Origin of the sequence: Streptomyces sp. L-9-10 (assembly GCF_004151105.1) — a bacterium.
Classification (GTDB): Bacteria; Actinomycetota; Actinomycetes; order Streptomycetales; family Streptomycetaceae; genus Streptomyces.
Genome location: NZ_PHRF01000172.1, coordinates 207,476 through 226,614, shown reverse-complemented (window position 1 = coordinate 226,614; position 19,139 = coordinate 207,476). Strand labels below are relative to the sequence as shown.

The following is a 19,139-nucleotide window of genomic DNA, read 5'->3' as shown; positions in this document are numbered from 1 at the left end:
CGGGACGCTCCGTGCGCCCTTGCGGTACCTCCGGGCGTGCCATCATCGAGCATCGATCGACCATCGGGCATCGATCGACCAGTGGAGTCCGATTGGGGAGGGCGCGTGGCGATGGAGGCCGGCCCTCGCGACAGAGAACCCACGGCACCGGACATTCCGGAAGCCTCTCCCGGACTGAGCCCGGACGGGCCCGAGGAAGAGACCACGACGCCGGAGGTCGAGGTTGAACTGCGTCCCCAGCGCCGGCTGCGGATCTGGCAGCTCGCCCCGATCGTGGGGCTCGCCGCGATCGGCTCGCTGATGTTCGCCTTCCCCCTCGCCTTCGGCACCGGGGACGGCGGCGCGGTCGTCGCCATGCTGGGGCTGCTGATCAGCTGCTGTGCGGCGGGCTGGGGCATGATGGCCGCCCGCAGGGTCGGCCACACCTGGCCGGGCCTGCCGACCCGCGCCTCCGGCGAGCGCCCCGACTGGCGGGTCATCGCCCTGTACGTCTCCGTGGCCGCGGCCCTCGTCGCCCTCGCCGTCTGGCGGGTCGCCCGGCTGCGCTGACCGCGCGGTCGTGATGTCGGACCCTGCTCGTACGATGGGTTCCGTGAGCACTTCCCCGACCGCGCCGGTCGCCTTCCTCAAGGGACACGGGACCGAGAACGACTTCGTGATCGTCCCCGACCCGGACAACGCCATCGACCTGCCTCCCCACGTCGTCGCCGCCCTGTGCGACCGCCGGGCCGGCATCGGCGGCGACGGGCTGCTGCATGTCGTACGGTCCGCCGCGCACCCCGAGGCGCGCGCCATGGCCGGTGAGGCGGAGTGGTTCATGGACTACCGCAACGCCGACGGGTCCGTCGCCGAGATGTGCGGCAACGGAGTGCGGGTCTTCGCCCGCTATCTCCAGCGCGCCGGCCATGTGACGGCGGGCGATCTGGCGGTGGCCACGCGCGGTGGCGTGAAGTGGGCGCATCTCGCCAAGAGCGCCACGGGCGGCGCGAGCGCCACGAACCCGGACAGCGCGGACAGCGCGACAGGGGCCGAGGACGGCGGTGTCACGGTCCGTATGGGGCGTGCGGTGCTCCCCGACGGCGGGGTGACCGTGGCCGTGGGCGGCCGGGAGTGGCCCGCGCGGAACGTCAACATGGGCAATCCGCACGCGGTCGCCTTCGTGGAGGAGCTGGCGCACGCCGGGGACCTGTTCTCCGAGCCGCCGGTCAGCCCCGCGTCCGTCTACCCGGACGGGGTGAACGTCGAATTCGTCGTCGACCGCGGTCCCCGCCATGTCGCCATGCGCGTCCATGAGCGCGGCTCGGGCGAGACCCGCTCGTGCGGTACGGGCGCCTGTGCCGTGGCCGTCGCCGCGGCCCGCAGGGACGGCACCGACCCCGCGGTGACCGGTGTCCCCGTCACCTACACCGTGGATCTGCCCGGCGGACGGCTCGTCATCACGGAGCACCCGGACGGCGAGATCGAGATGACCGGACCCGCCGTCATCGTCGCGGAGGGGTACGTCGATCCGGTCTGGCTCGAAACGGCCTTCGCAACTCGCCCTGAAGCTCGCTCGAATGGGTGATCCGTTTCACGCCGGGCGAGAGCGGGACTGGTCCACGTGGTGGGCTCGGTAGCATCAAGCACCGGCCCGGAGGGCGGCCTTGCTCTTCACCGCCGGTCGAAGCTGCCGGAGGTGCCCCATGAGTGCAGAGGCCACCAACCCTGGTGCCCAGATCAGTCGCAGACGCGGCCTTCCCCGGATCGACCTGCGCAGAATCGGCCGGGCCGCCTTACTCGGCCCCACCTCCAGGGGCAGGCTGCCCGACGCCATGGGCCATGTCGCGGATGCCCACCGCGCACACCATCCGGACGCCGACCTCGGCGTGCTGCACAAGGCGTACGTCCTCGCCGAGGCCTCGCACCGCGGACAGTTCCGCAAGAGCGGCGAGCCGTACATCACGCATCCGCTGGCCGTGACCCTGATCCTCGCCGAACTGGGCGCCGAGACCACGACGTTGACGGCCTCTCTCCTCCACGACACCGTGGAGGACACCGAAGTGACGCTCGATCAGGTGCGCGCGGAGTTCGGTGAAGAGGTCTGCTATCTGGTCGACGGGGTCACCAAACTGGAGAAGGTCGACTACGGCGCCGCCGCCGAGCCCGAGACCTTCCGCAAGATGCTCGTGGCCACTGGCAACGATGTCCGAGTGATGTCGATCAAGCTCGCGGACCGGCTGCACAACATGCGGACCCTCGGTGTGATGCGCCCCGAGAAACAGGCCCGGATCGCCAAGGTCACCCGGGACGTCCTCATCCCGCTCGCCGAACGCCTCGGTGTGCAGGCCCTCAAGACCGAGCTGGAGGACCTGGTCTTCGCGATCCTCCATCCCGAGGAGTACGCGCACACCCGTGCCCTGATCGCCGACAACGCCACCGCGGGCGACGCTCTCGCGGCGATCTCCGAGGACGTCAGGAGGGTGCTGCGCGAGGCGGGCATCGCCGCCGAAGTCCTCGTACGGCCGCGGCACTTCGTCTCCGTACACCGGTCCGGGCTGAAACGCGGTGAGCTGCGCGGCACGGACTTCGGCCGGCTGCTGGTGCTCGTCGGCGAGGACGCCGACTGTTACGCGGTCCTGGGCGAGCTGCACACCTGTTTCACGCCGGTCATCTCCGAGTTCAAGGACTTCATCGCCGCGCCCAAGTTCAACCTGTACCAGTCGCTGCACACCGCGGTGGCGGGCCCCGACGGTGCGGTCGCCGAAGTCCTCATCCGTACGCACCAGATGCACAAGGTCGCCGAGGCCGGGGTGGTCGCCCTCGGCAATCCGTACGCGTCCGTGGAGAGCGGGGGAGCGTCGGACGGTCCGGGATCCGCCCCCGGGACCGCTGCCCCGGCCGGTACGGCGCAGGAGTCCGCCGGGGAGCCGCAGGACGGCGAGCGCGCCGATCCGACCAGGCCCGGCTGGCTCTCCCGGCTCCTGGAGTGGCAGCAGGCGGCGCCCGACCCGGACACCTTCTGGACGACGCTCCGCGCGGACCTCGCCCAGGACCGGGAGATCACCGTCTTCCGCGCCGAGGGCGGCATGCTCGGACTCCCGGCCGGGGCGACCTGCGTGGACGCCGCGTACGCGCAGTACGGCGAGGCCGCGCACGGCTGCATCGGGGCGCGCGTCAACGGCCGGCTGGCGACGCTCAGCACGGTCCTGAACGACGGCGACACGGTCCAGCTGCTGCTCGACAGCGACGCGGTCTCGGGGCCCTCCCCGGAGTGGCTGAGCCACGCCCGTACCGCCGCCGCCCGGATCGCGATCACGGGATGGCTCGCGGCGCACCCGGAAACGGTGGGACTTCCCGCCGCCACGCCCCGCGCCGCCCTCGCCGTCAGCACGGGCCGGCGGGACGTCGCCAACGCCGTGGTGGACCTGCCGGGCGCGACGGTCCGGCTGGCGGGCTGCTGCACGCCCGTGCCACCCGACGCCGTCACCGGCTTCGCGATCCGCGGCGGCGTGGTCACCGTCCACCGGCAGGAGTGCCGGGCGGTGGAACGGATGAGGGCCCTCGACCGCGCCCCCGTCGCGGTGAGCTGGGGAGACGCGCCGGAGTGCCGGGTGACGCTGTACGCCGAGTCCTTCGGGCGTCCTCGGCTGCTCGCCGATCTCACGGAAGCCATCGCCACGGCGGGCGCCGCGATCGTCGCGGCCACCGTGGAACCGCCCAGCGAACAGCGCGTACGGCACACGTACACGCTGGAGCTGCCGGACGCGGCAGGGCTGCCCGGTCTGATGCGGGCGATGCGCGACGTGCCGGGGGTGTACGACGTCAGCCGCGCCCAGCATCCGGCGACGGCCTGATCGCTCCGCCGGGCGCCGGTCGACCGCGACGGTGTTCGTCAACCGCGCGCCGATCGGCATCCGGCCCGTGCCCGCGCTCTGACCTGCCCCTTTCGGGTGGGTACGGAGCGCGCCGTCGCGGTGCGCCTGGGAGGCGCTGGTAGCCGTGGGGCATGCTCCTCACCAACCGCCGACTGCGCGCCGCCCTGCTGGCCGCCGCCTCGGTCTCCCTCGTCGCCGCGACCCTGCCCGCCCCCGAGCCGCTCGGCATCGGCGATCCGCTCTTCCCACGGCTCGGCAACCCCGGCTACGACGTGGCCGCCTACGACCTGGACTTCACCTACGGCGGTGACAACCGCAAGCCGCTGGACGCCATCACCAAGATCGACGCACAGGCGACCCAGCGGCTGGAACGGATCAACCTCGACTTCACCCATGGAAAGGTCCGCTCGGTCCAGGTGAACGGCGCGGCGGCGCGCTTCGCCACGGCCGGCGAGGACCTGGTGATCACCCCCGCCACGCCGGTCGAGGACGGCGCGCGGATGCGCATCACCGTCAGCCACACCAGCGACCCCGCGGGCAACCGCGGCGGCTGGGTACGGACCAGCGACGGACTGGCGATGACCAACCAGGCCGACGCCGCCCACCGCGTCTTCCCCGGCAACGACCACCCCGCAGACAAGGCCTACTTCACCTTCCGGATCACCGCGCCCGAGCGGCTGACCGCCGTGGCCAACGGCGTACTGGAAGGCAGGGCACGCGCGGGCGCGATCACCACCTGGACCTACCGCACCCACCACCCCATGGCCACCGAACTGGCCCAGGTCTCCATCGGCGACTCGACCGTGGTGCGCCGCCAGGGGCCCGGCGGACTGCCCGTACGGGACGTGGTGCCGACCAAGGACCGCCAGAAGCTGGAGCCCTGGCTCAAGAAGACACCGGACCAGATCGGCTGGATGGAGCGGCAGGTCGGGCCGTACCCCTTCGAGAACTACGGCGTCCTGGTCGTGGGCGCCGACACCGGCTTCGAGCTGGAGACACAGACACTCTCGCTCTTCGAGCGCTCCCTGTTCACCCAGCCCGGATACCCGGAGTGGTACGTCGACTCCGTCATGGTCCATGAGCTGGCCCACCAGTGGTTCGGCGACAGCGTCTCCCCGCGCAGGTGGTCCGATCTCTGGCTGAACGAGGGACACGCCACCTGGTACGAGATGCGCTACGCGCAGGAGCACGCCGGGGAGTCGATGGAGACCCGGATGCGGGAGGCGTACCGGCAGTCCAACGGCTGGCGGGCGGCGGGCGGCCCGCCGGCGAGCCCGAAGCCGCCGGTCGAGGGGCAGCCGATCAGCCTGTTCCGGCCGGTGATGTACGACGGAAGCGCGCTGGTGCTCTACGCGCTGCGGCACGAGATCGGCGAGCAGGCCTTCGCGCGCCTGGAGCGGGACTGGGTACGGATCCACCGGGACGGGACGGCGACGACGGCGGACTTCACCGAGCTGGCGTCGTCCGTCGCGGGGCGTGATCTGTCCGCGTTCTTCACGGCGTGGCTGTACCGGCAGAAGACTCCGCCGATGCCCGGCCACCCCGACTGGCGCTCCGAGGCGCCGGCCGGCAACCAGAACGCCCCGCGGAACCGGCACGCCGCACCGGACCGGACGCCCCACGGCACCGGGGCACCCCACGGCACCGGGACATCGCACGGGAACGGAGCGTGAAACCCGAGTGACGGCCGGGCGGAACCGTGTCACCATCGAATGGTCGGCGACGCGGCCGGGAATCATTTCCCATCGTCACGCGTTGTGACTGACGTAATGGATTTCTCTTCGACGTAAGGATCCAATGACCTCCTCTTCCTCCCCTTCCCAGGACGTACAGCGTTTCGCGGACCCCCGCACGGAAAGCCTTCGGGCCGATGCCCTGATGGAAGAGGACGTCGCCTGGAGCCAAGAGATCGACGGAGAGCGGGACGGCGATCAGTTCGACCGCTCCGAGCGCGCGGCGCTACGGCGTGTGGTGGGCCTCTCCACCGAGCTGGAAGACGTCACCGAGGTCGAGTACCGGCAGCTGCGCCTGGAGCGCGTGGTGCTGGTCGGCGTATGGACCTCGGGGACCGTGCAGGACGCCGAGAACTCGCTCGCGGAGCTGGCGGCGCTCGCCGAGACGGCGGGTGCGCTCGTGCTCGACGGTGTGATCCAGCGCCGTGACAAGCCCGATCCGGCCACGTACATCGGCTCGGGCAAGGCCCAGGAGCTGCGGGACATCGTGCTGGAGAGCGGCGCCGACACCGTCGTCTGCGACGGTGAGCTGAGCCCCGGCCAGCTGATCCATCTCGAAGACGTCGTCAAGGTGAAGGTCGTCGACCGTACGGCCCTGATCCTGGACATCTTCGCCCAGCACGCCAAGTCCCGTGAGGGCAAGGCGCAGGTCGCGCTGGCACAGATGCAGTACATGCTGCCGCGGCTGCGCGGCTGGGGTCAGTCGCTGTCCCGTCAGATGGGCGGCGGCGGCGGTGGCGGCATGGCCACCCGCGGTCCCGGTGAGACCAAGATCGAGACGGACCGGCGGCGTATCCGCGAGAAGATGGCGAAGATGCGCCGGGAGATCGCGGCCATGAAGACCGGCCGCGAGATCAAGCGGCAGGAGCGGCGGCGCAACAAGGTGCCGTCGGTCGCGATCGCCGGATACACCAACGCGGGCAAGTCCTCGCTGCTCAACCGGCTCACCGGCGCGGGCGTGCTGGTGGAGAACGCGCTGTTCGCCACCCTCGACCCGACCGTGCGCCGGGCCGAGACCCCGAGCGGCCGGATCTACACCCTGGCCGACACGGTCGGATTCGTCCGGCATCTGCCGCATCACCTCGTCGAGGCGTTCCGCTCCACGATGGAAGAGGTCGGTGACTCCGATCTGATCGTGCATGTGGTGGACGGTTCGCACCCCGCGCCGGAGGAGCAACTGGCCGCCGTGCGGGAGGTGATCCGCGATGTGGGCGCGGTGGACGTACGCGAGATCGTGGTGATCAACAAGGCCGACGCGGCCGATCCGCTGGTGCTTCAGCGGCTGCTGCGCGCGGAGCGGTACGCGATCGCCGTCTCGGCGCGTACCGGCCAGGGGATCGGCGAGCTGCTCGCGCTCATCGACGAGGAGCTGCCCCGGCCCGAGGTCGAGGTCGAGGTGCTTCTCCCGTACACCGAGGGCTCGCTGGTCTCCCGCGTCCATGCCGAGGGCGAGGTGCTTTCCGAGGAACACGTCCCGGAGGGCACGGTGCTCAAGGCGCGTGTCCATGACGAGCTGGCCGCCGCGCTCGCTCCGTATGTACCGGTGGCCGGCTGACCGCAGGCCGCGCGGCCCGTGCCGTCCGCGGGCCCGCACGGGACGAAGCCCGTACAGAACGAAGCCCGTACAGAACGAAGCCCGTACAGAACGAAGGCCGTACAGGGCGAAGGCCCGCCCCCTCCGTGTGGAGGGGGCGGGCCTTCGTGCCGTCCGCGGGCCCGCGCGTCACCGACCGGCGAACTTCTCGCTGACCCCGTCGTAGACGCCCTTGGCGACATCACCGAGACGCGGTCCGGCGAGCCAGCCCGCCGTGACCGGACCTATGGAGGTGTTGGACACCAGGGCAGGCGTGCCGTCCGCGCCGTTCGCGACCCAGCCGCCACCGGACGAGCCACCGGTCATGGTGCAGCCGACCCGGTACATCGTCGGGTCGTCGGCCGTCAGCGACAGCCGGCCCGGCTTGTCCTGGCACTGGAAGAGCTTCTGGCCGTCGAACGGCGGCGCCGCCGGATAGCCGGTCGCCGTCATGGCGTCGATCTGCGGGGTGGCCGGAGCGTTGAACTCCACGGGCAGTGCCGAACCGACCGTCTCCTCCAGGGACTTGCCGGTGCCGCCCTTCTCCGGAGTGACATGGATGACCGCGAAGTCGTACGGAGCTCCCTGGCCGCCGGTCGAGGCGCCCTGCGAGATCCACTGCTCGGAGGTCTGCGCCCAGTCGGCCCACCACACGCCCTCCGGAGCGATCTGCTCCTTGGGGGCCGTCTCCAGATCGGCCGTCGACAGACCGTCGTTGTTGTACGACGGGACGAAGGCGAGGTTGCGGTACCAGCCGCCGGTCTTGCCCGCGTGCACGCAGTGGCCCGCGGTCCACACCAGGTTGGACTTGCCGGGGTGGGCCGGGTCCTCGACCACGGTCGCGGAACAGACCATCGACCCCTCGGGGCCGTCGAAGAACAACTTGCCCGCCTCGGCGGCGTTCTCGCGGTACGGCGCGTTCACGGCCTGCGCGGTGACCGGATCCGGAGTCGGGTCGGTCACGCCCGCGTCGCCGGAGATGTCCTGCTCCTCGACGGCCTTCTCCGGCGGCTTCTCCGCGTCCCGCATCCGGTCCGGGTCCCAGAGGCCCTCGATGATCGGGTTGATGTAGTCCTTGGCCTCACGCAGCCAGGTGTCCTTGTCCCAGTTCTTCCACTCGCCGTTCCTCCACTTGTCCAGATCGAACCCGCGCTCCTTGAGCCGGTCCTTGAGCTCGTCGGGTATCTGGATCTTGCCGTCGGACGAAGCGGTGGCGGCGTCGCTCGCCTGACCGGTGGCGTTGTCCTCCTCCGGCCCGCAGGCCGTGGCCGTCAGCGCGAGGGCCGCGGCCATCGCCGCCGAGGCGAGGACGGGGGAGGTTCTGCGCCGTGGGCTCCTTCCACGGCGTGCGGCGAGCGTGGCGCGAATGGGTCGCATGGCGTGATCCCCCTGGGACTTCGGACAATTCGGAACGGTGAAACGTATGGTGCGCCCCGGTCGCGGTGCCGGAGCCGGGACGACGGCCCCCCACTATGCCGGTGCCGATGGGGACGGCGTGCGGCAGGGCAGCGGTTCCGCGTCCCAAGGATCTTTCGGCTGCCCGTGATCCCGGGCACTTCCCGTCGTTTGTACGTACGGGACGGCGCCCCGTCTCACATCGGTGTCCACCGTCGAACATTCGGCGGGCGGGCGCCGTACTGACAGACGACGACGGACAGATGATGACGGACAGACGACCGACTGCCGTACCGACAGCATCATCATCAGACAACTGACCGGCAAATCAGCACAACTGACTGACTGTGACATGAAGTGTGAAAACGGGAGGACCGACAGCCGTGGCCGTGACCGAACCCCCTCCAGCGGCACCGACCGTCGCCCATGAGGGCATTCTCCGGCGGCAGTCCTTACGGGAATCGGCGGCCCGCACCTATGCGAGGTCCCTGCCCATCGTGCCGGTGCGCGCGCGAGGACTGACCATCGAAGGCGCCGACGGGCGGCGGTACCTGGACTGCCTCTCCGGCGCGGGCACACTGGCCCTCGGACACAACCATCCGGTCGTGCTCGACGCGATCAGGAAGGTCCTCGACTCAGGGGCCCCGCTCCATGTCCTCGATCTGGCCACACCCGTCAAGGACGCTTTCACCACCGAGCTGTTCGCCACCCTGCCACCGCGGTTCGCCGAGAACGCCCGGGTGCAGTTCTGCGGCCCCGCAGGCACCGACGCCGTCGAGGCCGCGCTCAAGCTCGTCCGCACCGCCACCGGCCGCACCGGGCTCCTCGCCTTCACCGGCGCGTACCACGGGATGACGGCCGGAGCCCTCGCCGCCTCAGGGGGAGCCGAGGACGTACGGGTGACCCGGCTGCCGTATCCGTACGAGTACCGCTGCCCGTTCGGCACCGGCGGGGAGCGCGGTGCCGAACTCGCCGCGCGCTGGACCGAGAACCTCCTCGACGACCCCAAGGGAGGCCTGCCCGCCCCCGCCGGGATGATCCTCGAACCGGTGCAGGGCGAGGGCGGGGTGATCCCCGCCCCCGACAACTGGCTGCGCAGGATGCGCGAGATCACCGCCGGCCGGTCCATCCCGCTGATCGCCGACGAGGTGCAGACCGGGGTCGGCAGGACCGGCACCTTCTGGGCCGTGGAGCACAGCGGGATCACCCCCGATGTGATGGTCATGTCCAAGGCCATCGGCGGTTCCCTGCCGCTGGCCGTGATCGTCTACCACTCGGATCTCGACTGCTGGCCGCCCGGCGCCCACGCGGGCACCTTCCGCGGCAACCAGCTCGCGATGGCGGCGGGCGCGGCCACCCTCGCCTACGTACGGGAGAACCACCTCGCCGACCGCGCCGCGATCCTCGGCGCGCGCATGCTGGGGCAGCTCCAGGGGCTGGCCGCCAGCCATTCCTGTATCGGAGACGTGCGGGGCCGTGGTCTCATGATCGGTGTGGAACTCGTCGTCCCGGAAGCCGGCGACCCGGCCCCGCCGGATCCGGCACTCGCCACAGCCGTCCAGCGGGAGTGCCTGAGCCGGGGCCTCATCGTGGAACTGGGCGGACGTCAGGCCGCCGTCGTACGGCTGCTCCCGCCGCTCACGCTCACCGACGAGCAGGCCGTCGCGGTCCTCGACCGCTTCGCCGACGCCCTGGCCGCCGCCGAGCGCGCCGCACTCCGCCGGAAAGAAACCGGCCCCTAGAACTGCCCCCGGACACCCTCACAAGGAAGCCCCCGCCGTGAACTCCACCCCCGCACCTGATGTGCCCGAGGCCGCCGGCCGCCCCACCGCCCACCCCGGAGAACACGACCGGGTGCAGGACGCGTCCCGCGCCTCCGGCACCGTCGAGCCGACGACGGTGCCACGGCAGCCGACGGGCGGCTTCGACGGCCAACTCGCCACCGGTGCCGACACGTTCGCCGGAGTCCCGGTGGCCGACCAGCTCGACCACCCCGACCCGCTGAAGGCCGCCGACGCGGCGGCCGTCGAGAATCTGCTGCGCTGCTGGGTCAGGGAGAACGACCTGCCCCGCCCCGAGGACCATGTCCTCCGGATCCCCCTCCACGCCAGCGGTACCGCGCTGCTCGTCCCCGTCCGGTACTGGTCGGTGACGGGCTGGCACCGCTTCGGGATGCCGTACCTGGAGAGCGCCCCCCGGGACGCCCCCGCCGCCGAGGCCGTCACCGTCGCCGCGCTCCTCGGCCGGGAGTCGGGCCGCTACCAGGGCGGGGAGCTGGTCGGCAGGGTCGCCAACTCCCTTCTCCACACGGCCGACTTCCTCACCGAGCGGCGACGCCGCCCCGAGGCCGCGCCCGACGCCGACCTGTTCCTCACCGCCGAGCAGTCGCTCCTCCTCGGCCACCCCCTGCATCCCACGCCCAAGAGCCGGGAAGGGCTCTCCGAGGCGGAGGCCCGGCTCTACTCCCCGGAGTCGCGCGGCTCGTTCCCGCTGCACTGGATGGCCGTCGACCGGTCCGTACTCGCCACCGACTCCGCCTGGACCGAACAGGGCCGCGTCCTGCCCGCCGAGAAGCTCACGGCACGCCTGCTCGGCGACGTCCCCCTTCCCGAACACTCCGTCGCCCTGCCGCTCCACCCCTGGCAGGCACGTGAGGTGAGGCACCGCCCCGCCGTGGCCCGCCTCCTCGACGCCGGTCTCCTCCATGACCTGGGCCCCCACGGCGCAGCCTGGCACCCCACCTCCTCGATCCGCACCGTCTACCGGCCCGGCGCCCCCGCCATGCTCAAGCTCTCCCTCGGGGTACGCATCACCAACTCCCGCCGCGAGAACCTCCGCAAGGAACTGCACCGCGGTGTCGAGGTCCAGCGGCTGCTGCGCAGCGGACTCGCCAAGGAGTGGCAGGCCGCCCATCCCGGCTTCGACATCGTCCGGGACCCCGCCTGGCTCGCCGTCGACACCGAGGACGGCGAAGCCGTGACCGGACTCGACGTCATGCTGCGCCACAACCCGTTCACCTCGGCGGACGACGCCGTCTGCATCGCCGGACTCACCGCCGCGCGCCCCTGCCCGGGGCATGCCGGCATGCGGTCGCGGCTGGCCGGGCTCGTCTCCACGCTCGCCGCCCGCACCGGCCGCCCCGGCGGCGCCGTGGCCGCCGAGTGGTTCCTGCGCTACCTGGACCAGGTCGTACGCCCGGTGCTCTGGCTGGACGGTACGGCGGGCATCGCCCTGGAGGCACACCAGCAGAACACCCTGGTCCTTCTCGACGCCGAGGGCTGGCCCGTCGGCGGGCGGTACCGCGACAACCAGGGCTACTACTTCCGCGAGTCCCACCGTGCCTCACTGGACCGCCGGCTGCCCGGCATCGGCGCCGTCAGCGACACCTTCGTCTCCGACGACGTCACCGACGAGCGTTTCGCCTACTACCTCGCCATCAACAACGTCCTCGGTCTGATCGGCGCGTTCGGCGCCCAGGGCCTCGCCGACGAACGCGTACTGATCGCCGCCTTCCGCCAGTTCCTCGCCGGGGCGGCAGGGCTCGGCTCACCGCTGCCCGAGCAGCTCCTGGAGGCATCCACCCTCCGCTGCAAGGCCAACATGCTCACCCGGCTGCACGGCCTCGACGAACTCGTCGGCCCCGTCGACACCCAGTCCGTCTACGTCACCATCGCCAACCCCCTTCGCCGTTGAAGGGCATGAACCGTCCGCACCGCCGAGAGGAGAGCGTCCCTGTGTCTCCCACCGATGCCGGCACCGACACCGGAGCCGGTCCCACCCCGCGCACGGGCGGGGGCGCCGATGACACCCTCGACATGCGGTGGTCCGACGAACTCGTCGCACTGTTCGGAGAGGGGGATCCGATGGCCCTGACCCCTTCGCGTGACGACCCCGCGGGCGGAGACCTGCTCGACGCCCCGGCCGGATGGGGGCCCGCCGCCACTTCCTCGGGTGTCTTCCAGCTCGTGCCGGTACGCCTCGCCCGCGATGTGGCGCTGATCAGCCGCTGGATGAACGACCCCGCCGTCGCCGCCTTCTGGGAGCTGGCGGGGCCGGAAGAGGTCACCGCCGCCCATCTGCGCCCGCAGCTCGACGGCGACGGCCGAAGCGTCCCCTGTCTCGGTGTGCTCGACGGGGTCCCGATGAGCTACTGGGAGATCTACCGCGCGGACCTCGACCCGCTCGCCCGGCACTACCCCGCACGCCCGCACGACACCGGGATCCATCTCCTGCTGGGAGGCGTCACCAACCGCGGCCGCGGAGTCGGCACGACCCTCCTCCGAGCCGTCTCCGATCTTGTCCTCGATCACCGTCCGCGCTGCGGGCGCGTGATCGCCGAGCCCGACCTCCGTAACACGCCCTCCGTCTCCGCCTTTCTCAGTGCGGGCTTCCGGTTCTCCGCGGAAGTCGACCTGCCCGACAAACGAGCCGCTCTCATGGTCCGCGACCGTGCCCTGCGCGACCTGCTGTGAAAGACCCGCTCTTGTGGCCGGCCCGCCTCGACGCCCGTCCCGCCGCGATGCCCGCCCCGCCCGACCGCCCTACAACTCGATGACCTCGATCCCATCGGTTCCCTCCCCGAGGAGTCCACGTGCCGACGTCCCCTGCGACCCATGACTCCGCCGGCCCCACCGGCCCCATATCCTCCAGCGATTCCAGCGGTTCCACCCGTTCCACCGAGCCGGCCGGCCTGTTCTCCCCACCCGAGCTGAACCCGCGGACCTGGGAGCGGGTCGCCGGCCGCCTTCTCGCCAAACTGATCGGTGAGTTCGCGTACGAGGAGATCATCGAGCCGGTCCCGGCAGTGGCACCGGCCCCAGCAGCGGTCCGGGCACCGGCACCGGCAGCGGTCCCGTCGCCCGACGAGGCTTCCGGGCCCGATGCGCCTGATTCACCTGGCTCGCACCACTCGTACGCCTCAGCGGACGGACTCCTGTACGCCCTCACTCTCGACGACGGCGAGACGCTCACCTTCCGCGCGACACGCGGCGCCTACGGCAGCTGGCGCGTCGACCCCGGCTCCCTCGCCTGCGACGGCCGGCGCTTCACGGACCCCCTGCGCTTTCTGCTGCTGTCCCGCCGGCTGCTCGCCCTCGACGGTGCGACCCTGGGCCATCTCGTCCGCGAGCTCACCACCACCATCGCCGCCGACGCGAAGCTCGACCACACCGCCCTCAGCGCCGCACGCCTCGCCGACCTCGGCTACGCCGAACTCGAAGGACACCAGACCGGCCACCCCTGGATCGTCCTCAACAAGGGCCGGGGCGGCTTCTCCGCCACCGACGCCGACCGCTGGGCGCCCGAGGCCCGTACACCCACCCGGCTCCCCTGGATCGCGGCCAGCACCTCGCTCGCCACCTACCGGGGAGTCGGCGCGCTGGAAGCGCCCGACCGGCTCTACGCCGGCGAACTCGACGACGCCGTCCGCGAGCGCTTCGACTCCATACTCCGCAGCCGGGGGCTCGACCCCGCCGGTTATCTCTACCTCCCTGTGCACCCCTGGCAGTGGGACGAGGTACTGCTTCAGCTCTACGCCCCCGCCATAGCCGAGGGAGCGATCGTCCCGCTCCCCACCGACGGGGATCTCCGGCTGCCGCAGCAGTCCATCCGCACCTTCCTCAACCTCGGACGGCCCGACCGGCACACGGTCAAACTGCCGCTGTCCATCCTCAACACCCTCGTCTGGCGCGGCCTTCCCACGGAGCGCACGCTCGCCGCCCCCGCCGTCACCGCGTGGATGCACGCGGTGCGCGACGCGGACACCTTCCTCCGCGACGACTGCGGTGTGATCCTGCTCGGTGAAGTCGCCTCCGTCACGGTCGAACATCCCCTCTACGACCATCTCCCCGAGGTCCCTTACCAGTACAAGGAACTGCTCGGCGCGATCTGGCGCGAGCCCCTCCAGGCCCGGCTGGCATCCGGTGAGCGCGCCCGTACGCTCGCCTCCCTCATCCATACGGATCCGCACGGCCTGGCGTTCACCGCCGAACTGGTCGCGCGCTCGGGACTCACGCCCGCCGACTGGCTTCAGCGGCTCTTCTCCGCGCTGCTGCCGCCTCTGCTGCACTTCCTCTACCGCTACGGGACGGTCTTCTCCCCGCACGGCGAGAACGCGATCGTCGTCTTCGACGGCCAGGACGTGCCGGTACGGCTCGCCATCAAGGACTTCGTCGACGATGTGAACATCAGCGCGCGGCCGCTGCCCGAGCACGACTCGATGCCCGCGGACGTGAAGAGCGTCCTTCTGACGGAAGAGCCGTCCTTCCTCACCCAGTTCATCCATTCAGGGCTCTTCGTCGGCGTCTTCCGCTATCTCGCGCCGCTGTGCCAGGACCAACTGGGCGTGTCCGAGGAAGAGTTCTGGTTCCTCGTACGGGCGGAGATCCTGCGGTACCAGTCACGGTTCCCGGAACTGAAGGAACGTTTCGAGACATTCGATCTGCTCACGCCCCGCATCGAGCGCCTCTGCCTCAACCGGAACCGGCTGCATCTCGACGGCTACCGGGACCGCGCCCACCGGCCGCACGCCGCCGTGCACGGTACGGTTCCCAACCCGCTCGCCGTCCGGCGGACGAGCGAGTGACGTCCGTTGTCAGCGGGGCCCCGTAGGGTGGTCGGGCTATGACGAAGCCATCACTCCCCGAGCTCCTCCACGCCGCCGTCAGCTCCGTCGGCGGTGTGGAACGACCAGGCCAGGTCACCATGGCCGAGGCCGTCGCCGAAGCCATCGACGCCCCGTCCCATCTGCTCGTCCAGGCCGGCACCGGCACCGGTAAGTCACTGGGCTATCTGGTGCCGGCCCTGGCCCACGGCGAGCGGGTCGTGGTGGCCACGGCCACCCTGGCGTTGCAGCGCCAGCTCGTGGAGCGAGACCTTCCACGTACGGTCGACGCGCTGCATCCCCTGCTGCGGCGGCGGCCCGAGTTCGCCATGCTCAAGGGCCGCTCGAACTATCTCTGTCTGCACCGGCTGCACGAGGGGATGCCGCAGGACGAGGAGGACGGCCTCTTCGACCAGTTCGAGGCGGCCGCGCCCACCAGCAAGCTGGGCCAGGACCTGCTGCGGATGCGGGACTGGGCGGACGAGACCGAGACCGGCGACCGCGACAATCTGACCCCCGGTGTCTCCGACCGCGCCTGGTCCCAGGTCTCCGTCTCGTCGCGGGAGTGCCTGGGGGCCTCGAAATGCGCCTACGGCGCGGAGTGCTTCGCCGAGCTGGCGCGTGAGCGTGCCAAGCTCGCCGATGTCGTCGTCACCAACCACGCGCTTCTGGCGATCGACGCGATCGAGGGCGCCCCCGTGCTTCCGCAGCACGAGGTGCTGATCGTCGACGAGGCCCATGAACTGGTCTCGCGGGTCACCGGAGTCGCCACCGGCGAGCTGACCCCGGGGCAGGTCCACCGCGCCGTGCGGCGCTCGGCGAAGCTGGTCAACGAGAAGGCCGCGGATGCCCTGCAGACGGCGGCCGAGACCTTCGAGCGGCTGATGGAGCTGGCCCTCCCCGGGCGGCTCGAAGAGATCCCCGAGGACCTCGGCTACGCACTGATGGCGCTGCGCGACGCGGCCCGTACGGTGATCTCGGCGCTCGGCTCCACCCGTGACAAGTCCGTCCAGGACGAGGATGTCGTACGGAAGCAGGCCCTGGCCTCCGTCGAATCCGTCCATGGCGTGGCCGAGCGGATCGCCAACGGTTCCGAGTGGGACGTGGTCTGGTACGAACGGCACGACCGGTTCGGCGCGTCCCTGCGCGTCGCCCCGCTCTCGGTCTCGGGACTGCTGCGGGAGAAGCTCTTCACCGACCGCTCCGTCGTGCTCACCTCCGCGACGCTGAAGCTCGGCGGCGACTTCAACGGTGTGGGCGCCTCGCTGGGGCTGGCGCCGGAAGGCACCGAGGGCGACGACGTCCCGCAGTGGAAGGGCATCGATGTGGGCTCGCCCTTCGACTACCGCAAGCAGGGCATCCTCTATGTCGCACGCCATCTGGCCACGCCCGGCCGGGAGGGCTCGCGCGGCGACATGATGGATGAGCTGGCGGAGCTGGTGGAGGCGGCGGGCGGCCGTACGCTCGGGCTCTTCTCCTCGATGCGGGCCGCCCAGGCGGCAGCCGAGGAGCTGCGGGGCAGGCTCGACGTCCCGATCCTGCTCCAGGGCGAGGAGACGCTCGGCGAGCTGATCAAGGCGTTCGCCGCCGATCCGAAGACCTGTCTGTTCGGCACGCTGTCCCTGTGGCAGGGCGTCGATGTGCCGGGCCCCAGCTCCCAGCTCGTGGTGATGGACCGGATTCCCTTCCCCCGCCCCGACGATCCGCTGATGAGCGCGCGGCAGAAGGCGGTCGAGGAGGCCGGCGGCAATGGGTTCATGGCCGTGGCGGCGACGCATGCCGCCCTGCTGATGGCCCAGGGCGCCGGACGTCTGGTGCGGGCGAGCGGGGACCGGGGCGTCGTGGCCGTACTGGACCCGAGGCTGGCCAACGCGCGGTACGGCAGCTTCCTGCGGGCGTCACTGCCCGACTTCTGGTACACCACGGACCGTAATCAGGTACGGCGCTCCCTCGCGTCCATCGACGCGGTGGCCCAGGCCGAGGGGCACTGAGGCCTTTGGTCCGGAGGCGGACAGGCGACAGGCGGACAGGCGACAGAGCGTCGAACACAGAGCCTCGAACGCGAAGCCTCGAAAACACAGCAGGGCCCCGGAACCGGCGCAGTGGGTTCCGGGGCCCGGTCGGAGCCGGTGGAGTGCTCACACCCGGCGCAGGACCGCCACCACCTTGCCGAGGATCGTCGCCTCGTCACCGGGGATCGGTTGGTATGCCGCGTTGTGCGGGAGCAGCCAGACATGACCGTCCTCGCGCCGGAAGCGCTTGACCGTCGCCTCGCCGTCCAGCATCGCGGCGACGATGTCGCCGTTCTCCGCGACCGGCTGTCGGCGGACCGTCACCCAGTCGCCGTCGCAGATCGCGGCCTCGATCATCGAGTCACCGACGACCTTCAGCACGAACAGCTCTCCGTCGCCCACCAGCTGGCGGGGGAGCGGGAAGACATCCTCGACGGACTCCTCCGCGAGGATCGGTCCGCCGGCGGCGATCCGGCCGACCAGCGGGACATACGAGGCGGCGGGCTTGCCGGTCGTGTCCGTCTGCTGGGTGCTCGGCTGGTCGGAGCCGCGCACCTCGTACGCCCGCGGCCGGTGCGGGTCACGCCGCAGGAAACCCTTGCGCTCCAGAGCCATCAGCTGATGGGCGACCGAAGAGGTGCTGGAGAGGCCCACGGCCTGGCCGATCTCCCGCATGGAAGGCGGGTATCCGCGCCGCTGCACGGAGTCACGGATGACCTCGATGACCCGTCGCTGCCGGTCCGTGAGACCGGAGCTGTCCGCCCTGATTCCTGGAGGTCGGCCGGGCAACGAACGTGTGGGCTTGGCGCCCTCCGGGTTCGTGAGTACGTCATTCATGGCATGCACCGGCTCGAGTCGGCTCTGGGAGCGGTCCTGGGCAGTGATGGTGGCGCTGTCTGCGGTGGTGGTCACGTCGGCCCCTCTCGAAATGTTCTCCCTAGCTGGACAACGGTAGTAGCTTTCGAAAGGTTGCGCCAAACACACGTTCGAGTGAAAAATTGCGGAGAGTCCGTCTTGAGCATCTGACTGGGTGTATAGGCAGGCTCGATGGTCGCGGTACGGGGCCGGTCGCCACCGTACCGTCCTGCTCCCGGCCGCCGCCCTCCGCGGCGGCCAGTGTTCCACCGGGCGGCCCGGAAGGCCGTGCGCCGCGCCCTTCCCGTACTCTCGTGGCCGGTCCGCCCGGCCCCGGGAATCCGCCCCCGGACCGGGCCCCGCGCCCCTCCCGGTGCCCGTGCCGGCACCCGCCTCGACACGCGACACGCGCCGGGGCATAGGATGCAGTCAAACCCCAGATCTAGTGGTTGGATTGTCTCAGCCACCCAGAAGTTGTGGTCCCCCCGCTTTCGGGGGTGAAGCCATCGCCTATGCTGGGGGTGCTTCGAGGGGCTCGTTTACGGGCCCTGACGGGGCTATTCAGTCGCGCTGTGAAGGAGGGTAGGGAACCATGCACTGTCCCTTCTGCAGGCACCCCGACAGCCGTGTCGTCGACAGTCGCACCACCGACGACGGGACGTCGATCCGCCGCCGCCGTCAGTGCCCCGACTGCTCCCGCCGTTTCACCACGGTGGAGACCGCGTCACTGATGGTGATCAAGCGCAGCGGCGTGACCGAACCCTTCAGCCGTACCAAGGTCATCTCCGGCGTGCGCAAGGCATGCCAGGGACGGCCGGTCACCGAGGACGCCCTCGCACAGCTCGGCCAGCGGGTCGAGGAAGCGGTGCGCGCCACCGGGAGCGCCGAGCTGACCACCCACGACGTGGGACTGGCCATACTCGGCCCACTGCGGGAACTCGACCTCGTCGCCTACCTGCGCTTCGCATCCGTGTACCGGGCGTTCAACTCGCTCGAAGACTTCGAGGCCGCCATCGCGGAACTGCGCGAGCGGCCCCCCTCAGAGGAAACAGGCGTCGACGGGGCCGCTGCGGTCCCCGTACCCGCCATCGCCGCGGACTGACCGGCCGGCCCGAT

The 19,139-nt window shown here is 71.0% G+C and carries 13 protein-coding genes; 11 read left to right on the top strand and 2 right to left on the bottom strand.

What is annotated here, in order from left to right:
* Positions 1–111: 111 nt before the first annotated feature.
* From CU044_RS38050 to hflX, 5 genes are all read left to right on the top strand, one after another.
* Positions 112–549: a hypothetical protein gene (locus tag CU044_RS38050; protein WP_129773680.1), complete on the top strand. Its 438-nt coding sequence runs from the start codon at positions 112–114 to the stop codon at positions 547–549.
* 34 nt (positions 550–583) lie between these two features.
* Positions 584–1,564, top strand: a complete 981-nt coding sequence (dapF, locus tag CU044_RS38045) for a diaminopimelate epimerase (protein WP_129773633.1) — start codon at positions 584–586, stop codon at positions 1,562–1,564.
* A gap of 118 nt (positions 1,565–1,682) precedes the next feature.
* Positions 1,683–3,833, top strand: coding sequence for an HD domain-containing protein (locus CU044_RS38040; RefSeq protein ID WP_129773632.1), 2,151 nt, complete (start codon positions 1,683–1,685; stop codon positions 3,831–3,833).
* A gap of 152 nt (positions 3,834–3,985) precedes the next feature.
* On the top strand, positions 3,986–5,527 hold the full coding sequence (locus tag CU044_RS38035) for a M1 family metallopeptidase (protein ID WP_129773631.1): 1,542 nt from the start codon (positions 3,986–3,988) through the stop codon (positions 5,525–5,527).
* Positions 5,528–5,651: 124 nt separating this feature from the next.
* Entirely contained in the window at positions 5,652–7,142 is a 1,491-nt protein-coding gene (gene hflX / locus CU044_RS38030; protein WP_129773630.1) for a GTPase HflX, read from the top strand.
* 168 nt (positions 7,143–7,310) lie between these two features.
* On the opposite strand, the gene CU044_RS38025 is transcribed toward hflX, so the two are convergent.
* Positions 7,311–8,537, bottom strand: a complete 1,227-nt coding sequence (locus tag CU044_RS38025; RefSeq protein WP_193564172.1) for a hypothetical protein — start codon at positions 8,535–8,537, stop codon at positions 7,311–7,313.
* Positions 8,538–8,938: 401 nt separating this feature from the next.
* Between CU044_RS38025 and CU044_RS38020 the strand changes: the two genes are divergently transcribed.
* From CU044_RS38020 to CU044_RS38000, 5 genes are all read left to right on the top strand, one after another.
* Entirely contained in the window at positions 8,939–10,297 is a 1,359-nt protein-coding gene (locus CU044_RS38020) for a diaminobutyrate--2-oxoglutarate transaminase family protein (protein WP_129773629.1), read from the top strand.
* A gap of 37 nt (positions 10,298–10,334) precedes the next feature.
* Complete coding sequence (locus CU044_RS38015; RefSeq protein WP_129773628.1) at positions 10,335–12,248, top strand: IucA/IucC family protein; 1,914 nt, start codon at positions 10,335–10,337, stop codon at positions 12,246–12,248.
* A 41-nt stretch (positions 12,249–12,289) separates the two neighbouring features.
* Positions 12,290–13,027 carry a GNAT family N-acetyltransferase gene (locus tag CU044_RS38010; RefSeq protein WP_240046081.1) on the top strand — a complete coding sequence of 246 codons (738 nt, stop codon included), beginning with the start codon at positions 12,290–12,292 and terminating at the stop codon, positions 13,025–13,027.
* 167 nt (positions 13,028–13,194) lie between these two features.
* Positions 13,195–15,138, top strand: a complete 1,944-nt coding sequence (locus CU044_RS38005; RefSeq protein WP_240046087.1) for an IucA/IucC family siderophore biosynthesis protein — start codon at positions 13,195–13,197, stop codon at positions 15,136–15,138.
* Positions 15,139–15,176: 38 nt separating this feature from the next.
* Entirely contained in the window at positions 15,177–17,147 is a 1,971-nt protein-coding gene (locus tag CU044_RS38000) for an ATP-dependent DNA helicase (RefSeq protein WP_129773626.1), read from the top strand.
* A gap of 147 nt (positions 17,148–17,294) precedes the next feature.
* On the opposite strand, the gene lexA is transcribed toward CU044_RS38000, so the two are convergent.
* The gene (gene lexA / locus CU044_RS37995) at positions 17,295–18,080 is read right to left on the bottom strand and encodes a transcriptional repressor LexA (protein WP_030350125.1); all 786 of its coding nucleotides are present in this window, start codon (positions 18,078–18,080) and stop codon (positions 17,295–17,297) included.
* A 535-nt stretch (positions 18,081–18,615) separates the two neighbouring features.
* Between lexA and nrdR the strand changes: the two genes are divergently transcribed.
* Positions 18,616–19,125: a transcriptional regulator NrdR gene (gene nrdR, locus CU044_RS37990; protein ID WP_129773625.1), complete on the top strand. Its 510-nt coding sequence runs from the start codon at positions 18,616–18,618 to the stop codon at positions 19,123–19,125.
* Positions 19,126–19,139 lie beyond the last annotated feature (14 nt).

Excerpts from the sequence above, each read along its gene's own strand:
- CU044_RS38050 (WP_129773680.1), top strand. The coding sequence starts at position 112 with ATGGAGGCCGGCCCTCGCGACAGAGAACCCACGGCACCGGACATTCCG.
- dapF (WP_129773633.1), top strand. The coding sequence starts at position 584 with ATGGGTTCCGTGAGCACTTCCCCGACCGCGCCGGTCGCCTTCCTCAAG.
- CU044_RS38040 (WP_129773632.1), top strand. The coding sequence starts at position 1,683 with ATGAGTGCAGAGGCCACCAACCCTGGTGCCCAGATCAGTCGCAGACGC.
- CU044_RS38035 (WP_129773631.1), top strand. The coding sequence starts at position 3,986 with ATGCTCCTCACCAACCGCCGACTGCGCGCCGCCCTGCTGGCCGCCGCC.
- hflX (WP_129773630.1), top strand. The coding sequence starts at position 5,652 with ATGACCTCCTCTTCCTCCCCTTCCCAGGACGTACAGCGTTTCGCGGAC.
- CU044_RS38025 (WP_193564172.1), bottom strand. The coding sequence starts at position 8,537 with ATGCGACCCATTCGCGCCACGCTCGCCGCACGCCGTGGAAGGAGCCCA.
- CU044_RS38000 (WP_129773626.1), top strand. The coding sequence starts at position 15,177 with ATGACGAAGCCATCACTCCCCGAGCTCCTCCACGCCGCCGTCAGCTCC.
- nrdR (WP_129773625.1), top strand. The coding sequence starts at position 18,616 with ATGCACTGTCCCTTCTGCAGGCACCCCGACAGCCGTGTCGTCGACAGT.